Source organism: Bifidobacterium merycicum DSM 6492 (genome assembly GCF_900129045.1).
In the GTDB taxonomy this organism is placed as follows: domain Bacteria; phylum Actinomycetota; class Actinomycetes; order Actinomycetales; family Bifidobacteriaceae; genus Bifidobacterium; species Bifidobacterium merycicum.
This window is the reverse complement of record NZ_FQTX01000005.1, coordinates 110,159-122,779: the sequence shown is the minus strand read 5'-3', so window position 1 is coordinate 122,779 and position 12,621 is coordinate 110,159. Positions and strand designations below refer to the sequence as shown.

Genomic DNA, 12,621 nt, shown 5'->3' with positions numbered 1-12,621 from the left:
CGATCCGACACGATCCGACAAGCACAGTCCTGGCAAACGCGCGGGGGCGCGACCGTTCATTGCCAACGGCCGCGCCCCCGCGCATTCATATCAGGCACCTGTGCCGCAAAGGCGCTAGTTCCCGCAACCCCGCAATCAATCCTTATCGATCAACGCGGTCAGCGACCACAGGATGGAAACCACGTCGATGGCTTCCTGCAGGAACGCGCCGGCCACCACCGGAATCAGGTTGAACGCGGCGCACAGCATTGCGATGATCGACAGCGACAAGCCGCCGATCACGGACTGCAGCATGATGCGCTTGGTTCGGCGGGAAATCGCGATCGCACGCGGCACGCAGGCAATGTCATCGTTCATGATGACCACCTGCGCCGATTCGGATGCGGCCGTGGACGTGCCGTCGGTGATTGCCATGCCGATGTCGGCGGAGGCGAGCACAGGGGCGTCGTTCACGCCGTCGCCCACCATCATGGTGATGGAGCGGGTGATGGATTCGCCGGTCAGCCGCTGAATCACGCGATCCCACCACGGCTGTGCGGGCGCTTCCTCGGCGGAGGCGTTCCTGACGGCGGCGAGTTTGTCTTCGGGGAACAGTTCGGCACGCACGTCGTCGATGCCGACTTCCTTGGCGATGATGTTGGCGGACGCGGCCTTGTCGCCTGTCAGCATGGACAGGCGCTTGACGCCGAGGGCACGCAGGCGGTCGAGTGATTCCTTCGCGTTCTCACGAGGAATGTCCTTCATCACGATGCGTGCGGTCAGTTTGCCGTTGACGGACACGAACGTGGCCATTTCGTCGGCGGCCAGCGGCGTAGTGAACACGTCGGCCGGGTTGTTTGGCACACCATGCTCGCCGTCGGTGACATACGCGTAGCGTCCCACACGGATCATACGACCGTTGACCATGCCGCTCAGCCCCTTGCCGGAATCCTCACGGACGCCCTTGACGACCGGGTGTTCGATGTCGCGGCCGTCCCAATCGGAACCGTGCAGGTGCTGTCCATTGTCGGCGTAGCGTTCGGACAGGCGCTTGATCGCGCCTTTGCCGGCTTGCACGATGCCTTGGGCGAGGATGTGTACGGAATACGTTTCGAGCACGCCTGCGGACAGTAGGATCACGTCCTCGTCGAGGTCGGAATCACCGGTCACGCCGTCGGCTTGCACGCCGCCGCGCATGTCCACGCGCACGACCTGCGGCTTCTTGACGGTGAGCGTACCGGTTTTGTCGAAGAAGATGTGGTTCACGCGGCCCAGCGTTTCCAGCACTTCCTGCGCTTTGATGAGGATGCCGGATTTGGCGAGTCGGCCGGTGCCGGCGATGTAGGCGACGGGTGCGGCGATGAGCAGCGGGCAGGGGGTGGCGATGACGAGCACCTGGGCGAAACGCATCGGCACGCCGGAACAGATCCATGCGAATCCGGCGATGAGGAACGCGACCACGGTGAATGGCACGGCCAGCAGGTCGGCGACGCGCACGACTGTGGCACGCGAGTTCTGCGCGGAGGAGACGAGCTCCAGGATGCGCTGGTACTGCGAGTCGCGTGCCAGCTGGGTGGCGCGCATGGTGAGCGTGGACGAGCCGTTGATGGCGCCGGATAGCACGCGGGCACCGGCGAAGGCTTCGCGCGGCACCGGTTCGCCGTTGATGTTGCTCAGGTCGAGGGTGGCGGAGTCGGACAACAGTTCGCCGTCCACCGGCACGGTTTCGCCCGGCAGTACGACGAGCACGTCGCCCATACGCACGTTTTCGACCGGTACGGTTTCGAAATGGGATCCGGACGATTGGATGTTCTGGATGTCGGATGCGGGCACCGGGCGGAATTCGCCGGCCGAGTCGCCTTGTTTCGCCCGCCCGCCGACGTGTTCGGCGTTCGAGCCGACGCCGGGAAGGTTGACCACGTGGGCGATGACCGGCGCGGCTTCCATAAGCGCGGTCAGGCTGCCTTTCGCCTTGTCCTGCGCGTATTCCTCGATCGCTTCACCCGAATACACCATCAACACGATCGCCCAACCGGCGAGATATTCGCGCACCGCGATGGTCGACAGAATCGCGACGATCACCAGCACGTCGACGCCGACGTAGCCTTTGCGGATGTCGTCGACCATACCTTTGAGCGAATCGAATACGGTGTATACGACCAGCGCGATCACGATCCACTGGCCGAGCGAGGGGTTCACACTCCAGAAGAAATGCTTCCACGGGTGCGTATTCCACAGCAATGCCATGGGGACCGCCGCGATCACGGTGATGGGAAGCATCGGCACGAGTCTGCATGCCTGGAAGAGTTTGGTAAAGAATGACGATATATGTTTCATCATTGCTCCTTACGCTGCATCGGTTCTGCTGTTCGCGGCGACTATGGTCGATAATCGATATGCGGGAAGCATGGGATCAGTACGCGAACGCGGATTATTTGCGTCACGCCTTGTTAACCCATCGGCTGCATTGCCGGCCTGAGGCCCGCGCTCCCGATACACGGCGTAAAGATTGCCATATTCAGTTGTTCTTCAGTTGTTCTTCAATTATTTTTCGGTTGTGTTCGTCTCAGAGTACCAACGCGACGCGCCCCGCGCAACTTCCGAGGAAGTCGTGCGGGGCGCGTGCGATGGATGCTTCAGGCTCTTTTCCGGCTCTCTTGCAAGCTTTTCGCAGGCTTGACGGGCCGAGTCTTCACGGGCCTGTCAGGCTAGCGTGTTCACCACAGGTTGAACGGGAATCCGTTGGAACCGTTGGAACCGTCCGAGCCGTCGGAACCGTCGCCGTCCTGGTACTGGTTCTGATCGTCCTGATTGTTCTGATTGTTCTGGCCCTGGTTCCTCTGGCTGTTGGATTCGGTGCGGTTGAAACCGTTGACCTTGTCTTCCTGCTGGTCAAGCGTGACGTCAACGTCCATGGTCTTGCCGTCGCGCACGATGGTGAGCGTCGCCTTGTCGCCGAGTGCGGTGGCACGGACGAAGCCAAGCAGGGATGCCGTGCTGTTCACCGCATGACCATCGAAGGCCACAATGGTGTCGCCGGACTTGAGGCCGGCCTTATCGGCGGGACCGCCCTTGACCACGGCGTTGCCGGTGGCGCTGGAGGTGATGCGGGCGCCGGCGCGGGTCACGCCATCCGCTTCGACTGTATCGGTTTTCACGGTGACGCCGAGCGCCACATGCTTGACGGAACCGTCCTTGACGATCTCGTCCGCCACGCGCTTCACCAGGTTTGAGGGGATGGCGAAGCCAATGCCGATGGAGCCGGAGCCGGACGAGTCGGAGGAGCCTGCGGTCGCGATGGAGGAGTTGATGCCGATCACCTCGCCGGCCGCGTTGAAGGTCGGACCGCCGGAGTTGCCGGGGTTGACGGCCGCGTCGATCTGCACGGCATTGGTGACAATGTTGTTGTTATCGTCGTCCATCACGGTGACCGGGCGGTTCAGCGCGGAAACGATGCCGGTGGTGGCCGTGTCGTCGTAGCCCAACGGGTTGCCGACGGCCATCACGTTCTCACCCACGGCGAGCTTGTCGGAGTTGGCGAATTTCACGGCCTTCAGGTCGCTCGGCGGGTTCTCCAGCTTGATGACCGCCAGATCGGTGGTGGTGTCGGTGCCCACGACGTTGGCGGAGTACATCTGGCCGTTGCTCAGCGTGACGAGGATCTTCTGCGCGCCGGAGATCACGTGGTTGTTGGTGACGATGTTGCCCGCAGTGTCAAGGATCGCGCCGGAACCCTTGGCCACACCGTTGCTCAGCGTGGCTTGGATGGCCACCACGGAACCGGAGACTTCCTTGGCGACGGCCTGCCAGTCGGGCGCTTCACCGGTCTTCGCGGTGGCGGAGCCAGAGCCGGATTCGCTGGAGTTGATGTTCGCCATGGAGCTGGTTGTCGGCACTTTCACCGCGCCGCTGGTGATCGCCGCATAGCCGAGGCCGAGGCACAAGGCTGCGGACAGGGCCGCCGCGATGACCGCGGTGAGTACGGTGGTCGTGGTGGAGTTGTTCTTCTTGCCGTTGGGCTGCTGGCCGGGCTGGTCGGGCATGTTCGGCTGGCCGTTCTGGTTCTGGCCGTTCTGCGGGGGAATCGGGCTGCCGAAGATGCCGAAGCGCTGTGTGGGCTGGCCGTTCGGTATCTGATGGTTGGGCTGGCCCTGATTGCCCTGCTGCTGGCTGGAACGCGCGGCGAACGGGTTCGGCATACCGAAAGGATTGCCGTTGTTCGGGTTCTGCTGCATGGGCTGACCCTGCTGGATCGGCTGGGTCGGCGCGTTTTGAGGTTGGTTCGGCTGAGCCGGCTGAGCCGGGACGGGACCATAGGCACCATATTCCGGAGCCGGGCGGTACTGGCCGTATGCCGGGGCTGCAGGCTGCTCGGACGTTCCCTGCGCCGGTGCGGCGCCAGGGGCTGCGGATTCGGCGGCGGGCTCGGCAACCGGTTCGGTCGCGGATTCGAAAGTCTTCGTCTGTGCGATATCGCCTTCCGGCTCTCTCACCGGCGCGATGGGTTCGGTACGTGCGGCGGATACGTCGTCGTGCGTTGGCTCCGCAGGTTCGATGTGCTGCGTGGCCTGAGGATCATCCTGCATGTTCGGGGAGTTCTGCTCTTCAGCCATGTTCGCTCCTTAGAAGGTTGACGATGCGATTGGCCGCTGCTGACCTTCAGCAGCTTCATCGCCAACGCGTTTGCTACCTAAGAGTAAAGATACCTGTTCTGGATGTTTCCTGAACGTTTGTTGTAAACCACGTTCGAAAACTCGGCCGGTATCCTATGACCATCGCAACGGTATCCTCCAAACGCGCAACCGCATCCCGAAAACCTTGGAAATCAGCCCATCACACGCCGTTCCACAGCTCGACCGACAAGTCCTCGACCCCGCGAGCGCACCAATGTTTCGCCCATTCGCCTAAAGTGAAACGCATGACTGATCTCGTGGAACATCCTTTGGGCGCGGAACCCGGCAAGCCCGGCGACCGCAGCGCATTCTCCTTCGAAACCATCACCCGCCTGCCCAACGCGGCAGACGGCAAAGGACGCGACGGTGCACGTTACGGGCGCACCGGCATCATCCACACCCCGCACGGCGACATCCGCACACCCGCCTTCGTGCCGGTCGGCACCCAGGCCTCCATGAAAGCCGTCCTGCCCGAACAAATGCGCGATCTGGGAGCGCAATGCCTGCTCGCCAACGCGTTCCACCTGTTCGAACGCCCGGGGGAGGATGTGCTTGACGCAGCCGGCGGACTGGCGAAATTCATGAACTGGGATGGCCCGACGTTCACCGATTCGGGCGGCTTCCAGGTGATGTCGTTGGGCGTGGGCTTCAAGAAGACGCTTGCCATGGATATTTCCGGCATGAAGTCGGATGATGTGATCGCCAAAGGCAAGGAGCGCATGGCTTGGGTGGATGAGGAAGGCGTGACGTTCAAATCGCCGCTCAACGGTGACCAGCATCGTTTCTCCGCCGAAATCTCCATGGGCATCCAACACAAGCTCGGCGCGGACATCATGTTCGCCTTCGACGAACTCACCACGCTGATGAACACGCGCGGTTACCAGGAACAGTCCGTGGAACGCACCTACCGTTGGGCCCAGCGCTGCGTGGCCGAGCACAAGCGGCTCACCGAAGAACGCCTCGGCAAGCCATACCAGGCGCTCTACGGCGTGGTGCAGGGCGCGAACTACGAGGATCTGCGCCGGCATGCGGCCGCACAGATCGCCTCGCTGGACTTCGACGGCGTGGGCATCGGCGGCGCGATCGAAAAACGCATCATCGGCGACACCTGCGCGTGGATCTGCGACGAAATGCCGGAAAACCGGCCGCGTCACGTACTCGGCATCGCAGCGGTGGACGACATCTTCGCCTGCGTGGAGAACGGCGGCGACACCTTCGACTGCGTGGCCCCGGCACGCTGCGGGCGTAACGGCGCGATCTTCACACGTCACGGGCGCTACAACATCAAGCGTGCGCAGTTCAAGTTCGACTTCGGTCCGCTTGAGGAAGGCTGCGACTGCTACACGTGCACGCATTACACGCGAGCGCACGTGACGCATCTGCTGCGCGCCCGCGAATTCAACGGATTCACGCTGGCCACGATCCACAACGAGCGGTTCTTCGTGAAGCTGCTCGACGACATCCGCGCCTCGATCGACGGCGGCTACTTCGAGGAATTCCGCGACGAGACGCTCGCGAAGTTCTACGAGAACGGTTCCAAGGGCTGAGGCAAAGACCGAAGAGCGAACAACCCGCAATCGAAGATACGCGCATTTGATAAGACGAGCATGCAGCGACAATTCCAACACGAAGGCGGAGATCGGGTGTTGTCGGTTTCCGAACCGCAAATCGACGAAGACGCTTGGAGTGTGAACGTTCGTCTGGAAGACGCCTCTGGGCAGACCGTCTGGGAGCATGTCATTTACGGCATCGACGGGGTGCAAGCCGCGCTCCTGGGCTTACATTTTGCGAAAACCCGATTGTTGGCTGACGTCGGCTACCGTTTTCTCGGCGGCACCGATTTGATGCTGCCTTGATTCACGCCTATTCGCAGCCGCGTATTCGCATGTCTATTTGTCCGATTCTCCAGAATCGGTCACTAGCAGCACATCTTCCACTCGCCCGAGTGTCCGATTCGGGAGAATCGGTCACGCACGCATCATCCGAATGCCTCAGACTGTCCGATTCGGGTGAATCAGACACCGTAACCATTGCGACACGCCGTAATTGCAGTATCGGAATGATAGGTGTAAATTAGTCGATTGTCTGCGAGCGTGGCGGAATGGTAGACGCGCTGTCTTCAGGTGGCAGTGAGTGTATGCTCGTGGGGGTTCAACTCCCCCCGCTCGCACGAAAAAGAAAACCGGAGCCTTCGGGTTCCGGTTTTTTCGTATTCCTACATTTTCAGTGCACAGCATCAGACCTCATCACAACCCCGGACCGTCCTCTGAGCCCAACGAAACCCAGACTTCGCCAACCACCTATCGCTATCCCGCACCACAAACGTCCGATTCACCAGAAAAGGACATCCATGGTGCGTAATTCTTACCGCGTATGTCCGATTCGGGAGAAAGGGACATCCGGACGCCTTTGTCCGGACAGGTGCGCTCATACGACATGCGATATGCGAACGCGCGGTGCATACATACGCAAGCGGGGACCCCTACAGTAGGGGTCCCCGCTTGTGCTACCGCTGGAATACGGATGTGGACTATACGCCAGTCAGCCTCCGACGTCAGCCTTCGATGGCAATGCGATGCTTCGTCTCAACCTGCTGCTGCGCCTGCGGCTTCGGCAGTTCAAGGCACAGCGTACCGTCCTTGTAGCTGGCGTGGATGTCGGAGTCCTTCATATCCTCGCCAACATAGAAGCTACGCGAGCAGGAGCCGACGTAACGTTCACGACGCAGCCACTTGCCATCCTCGGCCTTGTCATCATGCGAGCTGTCGCGATGAGCGGAAACGGTCAGGTAACCGTTCTGCAGCTCCAGGGAAATATCTTCCTTCTTGAAGCCAGGCATGTCGATGTCGACCATGTAGCCCTTGTCGGATTCACGCACGTCGGTGCTCATCATGCCCATCGACATGTTCGATTCGCGAGTGCCGACGTTCTCCATGTTGCGCCAACCCTCGAAGAACGGGTCGTCGAACAGGTCGGAAAACATCGTGTCATTCATCAAAGCCGGAAACATTGCCATAATCGGTACTCCTTTGGATTGGAGTCGATGCGGTTGGGCAGCCGGTCTGTGGTATCGTCGCGGCGCATTCTCAAATACGCCGGTGGCCGGGTTCGTTGCCGTATCCGGAACCTCTCACGGGCTCCTGATCTTGACCTTCCACTTCACCCAACTGATTCGGGCGACTGTCATTCCACAGTTTTACCCAGAGTGAACATGCGGACGGCACCGGTCGCGCGAGGCGTACATGTGTGTCCGATTCGGGAGAAACGGGCACTCTGAGGGCACACGCACACACCACAAGTGGCATATTCACCAGAATCGGACACCCAAGGTGCGTGTTGGCGCGGAGTGTGCCTCAGCGCACGAGGAAGACCATAATGATGATCAGCGCAAAGCCCACCAGGTCGGCAGTGCCGAACACCACACCGGTGAACAGCACTGCGGTCACTGTCGCCAGCACCGGTTCGATGGTGCCGAGCATGGTCGCGCGAATCGAGCCGATGCGCATCACGCCCGCCATAAACAGCGCGTATGCGCCGAACGTTCCCAGAACCACGGTGAACAGCAGCATCGAAACGCTTGCCACGTCGAATTTCGGCAGGTGCGCCCATGGTTGCACGAAGGGGCATAGCACCAGTCCGGAGATCAGGAACATGATGCCGTTGGTCACGAAATTGCCCCATTTGGCGATCATTGCGGTGGGCATGATCGATAGTGCCGATGTGGCGATGGCATTGGCCAATCCCCATGTCAGGCCTTGCGGCGGCAATGCCAGGGTGGATAGGTTGCCGCCGGTGGCGATGAGTACGGTGCCGATGAAAGCGAGCGCCACGCCGATTGTCTCGCGTTTGCGGGGCATGCGATGGCTCATGATGCACACCCAAGCAAGTACCACCAGCAAGTTCAGGCTTTGCAGAATGGTCGCGGTGCCGGAGTTGGTCCAGTTGATGGATTGCAAATATGAGACTTGCCCGACGAGCACGCAGCATAGTGCGAGCGCAAGGTATTTAGGGTAGGATGGCACGTCTTTGGCTGCGCCGACGAGTTTGTTTGGACTCATGATGCCGCCTGCGATAAGAAAGAGGAGTCCGGCGAAGAATTCACGTATGCAGGCCAGCCACAGCGGGTCCACGCTGTAATTGCTCATCAGCAGTTTCGATACTGTGGCGTTGCACCCCCACATTGCCCCGCCGATCAGCACCAGAGCCATGCCGACCAATATGGATTTGGCGTCGCTGCTGAACGAGATGATGCGTGATGTTCCTGTCTTCTTGCTCCTGTTCACAGTGCCAAGTATGGCACTGATACAGAACTGTGCTCGCAGGGCTGGCATTGTGCGGTTATGACGTATGGTCTGCCGTTGACCGTCCCAACCCAGCACCACGTGAAACATTGTGTGAAACATCGCAAGCGGCATGATCGGGTCATCATCACAAGCACCACGGCTACAAGCACCACGGCTACAAGCACCACGACCATGGAAAAGGCGCACGCCGGAAATCCTCCCGACGTGCGCCCGAAACACGCGCTCGCAAACCTTTCGGCGCTAAAACGCTGCGTCAGTCACGGCGACGCAGCTTCAGCATTACGCCAGCCGCAAGTACCAGTACTGCAGCGGCAAACGCCACACCGAATACGGCGGAACCGGTGTTGGCAGTAGTGCCGTCGGTCTTGCCGGCGCTGGTCTTGTCTGCCTTGTCGGCCGCCGGCTTGCTTGGCGCTGCCGGGCTCGGCGACGGCTGTGGCGTGGATGGCGTGCCGTCTGTAATCGTCACCGTGAACTTCACGCGTGCACCACGGTTGAAGAAGACGGTCACAGAGCCTGCGCTTCCGGTCTTCTGCGCATTGAGGAACGTGCTGGTCAGGCTGATGCCGGATCCATCCGCGTTCACAACGTAATCCTTGCCTGCGGTGAGCGACGCGTAGTCATATTGCACATCGCTTACGGTGTTGCCGTTGAAGTTGATGCCGACGTTCAGACCGGCGCTATTCTGCCGCTTGGCCGCAGCATCGTACTTATCGTAGGTGAACGCATTGCCGGCGCTCAGCGTGGCGCTAGTCACCGTCGTACCGTCGTTCAGATTCCAGATCTGCGTGCCGTGGTACGGATTGGCGGTGCCGACGCTCAACCCGGAATTGGTCACGGCAAAGACGCGCAGACCATGGTTGTTGTTATCGCCGAAACCGTTGCGGGTGATGGTCTGGAAGTTCACGCCGTCAGCGGTGACGACCAGGTCGCAGCCGCGCTTGTCGGACGTTGCGGAACGCAGGTATTTGCACACGTTCACGAAGTAGCCGAAGTTGTCGACGTTCTCCTGGTTGAGCCATTTGTCAAGCTCGCTGGTGACGGAATCCGGCAGCATGGGCTTGATGGACTCGTAGATCTTGAACAGTTCCTCAAGCATGGTCTGGAATCGGATGCGGTCTTCGAGCGTATAGCTGTCTGCGGAGAGCGTGGCGATGCCATCGGCATTCGCGTCGGTCTGCTTGGCGTTCAGATCCTCCTGCATGGAGCCCCTCAGGGATTCCATCCGCTCCAGCTTGGCGATCTCGCCATTGGAGGCGTCGGATTCGGCGCTTTGCGGGCAATGCCGGCCTTGGCATCCGCAGAGGCGTTCGCGGATGAGGAACCGTCGCCCTTGATCTCCTCAAGGAACTTCTTGATGTATTCGATCTGCTTCTTCCACTGCTCCGGAGTGCGGTGGAGGATGTCGCCGTTGGCGAATTGGGTCACCGGGTAGGACAGGTCGCTGATGTCGAAGGTGCCGGCATACATCTTGCCGTCATACGACTGCATACGCCATACGTACTGGTTGAGGTGACGGCTCGTATCGCTTTCCGGGGCAAGACCGGCCCGCATGGACTCACCGTCGATGGTGCCGATCGGATTGCCGAAGTACTTATTGTTATCTTCGCCTGCCACGAGTTCGAAGTTCTCGTCCGCATCCATACGCCACAGGTTGACCGGGTTGGCCATGTCGTTGTACAGGTTTTCGAACTTGCCGTTGAGCGCATCCGGCAAAACCACCATCGGATCGTTATAACCTCCGATATACAGATGGTTCTTATACACCACCAGATTGGCCGCACCGGAACGGGTGGCACCAAAACCATAGTCGTAGCGGGCGCCGTCCTTCGGGCTGCCTACCAGCGGCGTGTACTTCCAGCTGCCGTCGTTGGCCTGCTCGCCGCGGAACAGCGCGAACGACTGCTTGGTGCCCGCGCGGCCGGTGACAACGGAAATGTACAGTTTCCCATTGAATGCGGTCATGTCCCAGATCGCACCGCCGAAGACGCTATCGGCGTAGCTGCATGCCGGATAGTCGAGCAGATCCTTCTGCGTGGCGATCACCTTGAACGAATCCTTGCCTTGGGCAAGGATCCGAGGAGGCTACGATGTAAGCCCCGTCATCGCCGATCATGCTGGCGACAAGCTGGTTGCCCAACACCGCAAGACCGCGAATGCCGACCGAGTAGCCCTTCTTCTGGGCTGCCGGAGACAGTGGCGAGGACTGGTAGACGATCTTGGTCGCGTCGGTTGCCGGATCGACCTCCAACAGGTACGGTTTGCCGGTGGCGGCCGCGGAGAAATACAGCTTGTCGTGGAATTCGATGGCCGCACGATACCCGTTCACATTGACGTCGTCGCCCAAGGATTTCTGCACCGGCATGGCCACGATCTTGACTTCGCCGGTAGCGGTGTTGATCTTCAGCAGCAGACTGCGATTCTCGCCGTTGTCGAGGAACAGTTCACCATTGAACGCCACATCAAGTGCCGCCTTGAGTTTGCTGTAGGTGGCGCCCATCTTGCTGGCCCGCCGAGACTGCCCCAATCCCTGCTACAGGCTTGGTGCCGGAGTATCGAAAAAATCAAGAATCCGCTCAACGTAAGGTCCGAGTATCGCGTTCGGCATGGAGAAGATCTCATGAAGCGAATCGTCGTACCGGACTTTTTCGATCGGGCTTCCACCCGCGCGCACACGCTCGACGAACCTGTCCTGCGGCTCGTTGAGCACCCACACGTCACGCCCGGATTGAAACAGCAGGATCGGCGTTTCGATACTGCCGCACGCATTTGGCGCAAGTATGGCACGACTGAGCTTCAACGCCTGACGCACCCACTGGAATGCGGGCTTATAGGTCTGGTACGCCACATTGTTGCACCGCAACCGGTGGAAATAGCGTTCACGCGGCTCGCTGGCACCCGGGTTTTCATCAAGGTCAAGAGGCGCGGACGGATCAAAATCCTTCTTGCCGAATACAGGCCTGCGCCCCAACCCCAAGCCGCATAGCGCACCGACCAGCGGCCGGGCCAGCCACAGCGGCATGCCGGTCTGCGGGGCGATCATCGGCGAAGAAAGCACCGCCTTGTCGAACAAAGCGGGATGCTGTTCGAGCACCGCAGCGCTGATGCCGCCGCCCATCGAATGGCAGTACAGGTACAACGGCTGGCCGTTCGCGTATTCCTGCCCCACGGTTTCGGCGAATCCCGCAAGATCGGCCGCATACCTGCGCCAATCGTCGATCCACACGTTGCACCGGTCATCCGTGTCGCGCGCGGAGGCGCCATGCCCACGATGATCGATCGCACACACTGAATACCCGGCAAGCAGGAAATACCAGACCATTTCATCGTATTTTTCGGCGAACTCGGTGAACCCGTGGCTCAACACGATGCAACCGCGGAATCCGGCGGAAGCGCCCTGATTGTTTTCCGCGTCGAACTTTGCGGCATCATAGGCGAGATAGTGTAAGGTCCCACCCAACGGCCTGATCCCCACGCCGCGTTCAGCGGGCGAGGGGTCGAAACGCCCTTCGGTCAGACATGCCTTAAGCGCCGGCTTGACGGTATTCGCCATGGTTTCGGCGTAATCGTTCTCCTTGAGCAGGGTCACTTCCATAATCGTCTCCCATCAGTCGCCGGCCGACTCACACTCAGCCAGCAGGCCGGCCTGCAATCCGGTTCACCAG

General features: G+C 60.5%; 10 protein-coding genes and 1 tRNA gene. 3 read left to right on the top strand and 8 right to left on the bottom strand.

What is annotated here, in order from left to right; genetic code table 11:
* Positions 1-135 precede the first annotated feature (135 nt).
* A complete protein-coding gene (locus BUB29_RS07940) occupies positions 136-2,316 on the bottom strand; it encodes a heavy metal translocating P-type ATPase (protein ID WP_033522760.1) in 2,181 nt (726 codons plus the stop codon).
* 380 nt (positions 2,317-2,696) lie between these two features.
* Positions 2,697-4,592, bottom strand: a complete 1,896-nt coding sequence (locus BUB29_RS07935) for a S1C family serine protease (protein WP_033522493.1) — start codon at positions 4,590-4,592, stop codon at positions 2,697-2,699.
* A gap of 305 nt (positions 4,593-4,897) precedes the next feature.
* On the opposite strand from BUB29_RS07935, the gene tgt reads away from it, so the two are divergent.
* The 3 genes from tgt (at position 4,898) to BUB29_RS07920 (ending at position 6,822) form a co-directional block, all read left to right on the top strand.
* The gene (gene tgt / locus BUB29_RS07930; RefSeq protein ID WP_033522491.1) at positions 4,898-6,199 is read left to right on the top strand and encodes a tRNA guanosine(34) transglycosylase Tgt; all 1,302 of its coding nucleotides are present in this window, start codon (positions 4,898-4,900) and stop codon (positions 6,197-6,199) included.
* Positions 6,200-6,259: 60 nt separating this feature from the next.
* A complete protein-coding gene (locus tag BUB29_RS07925; RefSeq protein WP_033522489.1) occupies positions 6,260-6,508 on the top strand; it encodes a hypothetical protein in 249 nt (82 codons plus the stop codon).
* A 231-nt stretch (positions 6,509-6,739) separates the two neighbouring features.
* Positions 6,740-6,822 (top strand) — tRNA-Leu (locus BUB29_RS07920).
* Positions 6,823-7,206: 384 nt separating this feature from the next.
* Here the strand turns inward: BUB29_RS07920 and BUB29_RS07915 are convergent.
* The 6 genes from BUB29_RS07915 to BUB29_RS07890 all read right to left on the bottom strand — a co-directional run bounded on the left by BUB29_RS07915 (position 7,207) and on the right by BUB29_RS07890 (position 12,551).
* Complete coding sequence (locus tag BUB29_RS07915; protein WP_033522487.1) at positions 7,207-7,668, bottom strand: Hsp20/alpha crystallin family protein; 462 nt, start codon at positions 7,666-7,668, stop codon at positions 7,207-7,209.
* 337 nt (positions 7,669-8,005) lie between these two features.
* The gene (locus tag BUB29_RS07910) at positions 8,006-8,860 is read right to left on the bottom strand and encodes a DMT family transporter (RefSeq protein ID WP_051915288.1); all 855 of its coding nucleotides are present in this window, start codon (positions 8,858-8,860) and stop codon (positions 8,006-8,008) included.
* Between the two features lie 349 nt (positions 8,861-9,209).
* Positions 9,210-10,181, bottom strand: a complete 972-nt coding sequence (locus tag BUB29_RS10155) for a X2-like carbohydrate binding domain-containing protein (protein WP_234945714.1) — start codon at positions 10,179-10,181, stop codon at positions 9,210-9,212.
* Positions 10,169-11,002: a hypothetical protein gene (locus BUB29_RS10150; protein WP_051915236.1), complete on the bottom strand. Its 834-nt coding sequence runs from the start codon at positions 11,000-11,002 to the stop codon at positions 10,169-10,171. The genes BUB29_RS10155 and BUB29_RS10150 overlap by 13 nt, the downstream gene beginning before the upstream one ends.
* Positions 10,947-11,456, bottom strand: a complete 510-nt coding sequence (locus BUB29_RS10145; RefSeq protein ID WP_051915234.1) for a hypothetical protein — start codon at positions 11,454-11,456, stop codon at positions 10,947-10,949. The genes BUB29_RS10150 and BUB29_RS10145 overlap by 56 nt, the downstream gene beginning before the upstream one ends.
* A gap of 33 nt (positions 11,457-11,489) precedes the next feature.
* A complete protein-coding gene (locus tag BUB29_RS07890; protein WP_033522485.1) occupies positions 11,490-12,551 on the bottom strand; it encodes an alpha/beta fold hydrolase in 1,062 nt (353 codons plus the stop codon).
* Positions 12,552-12,621: the final 70 nt, after the last annotated feature.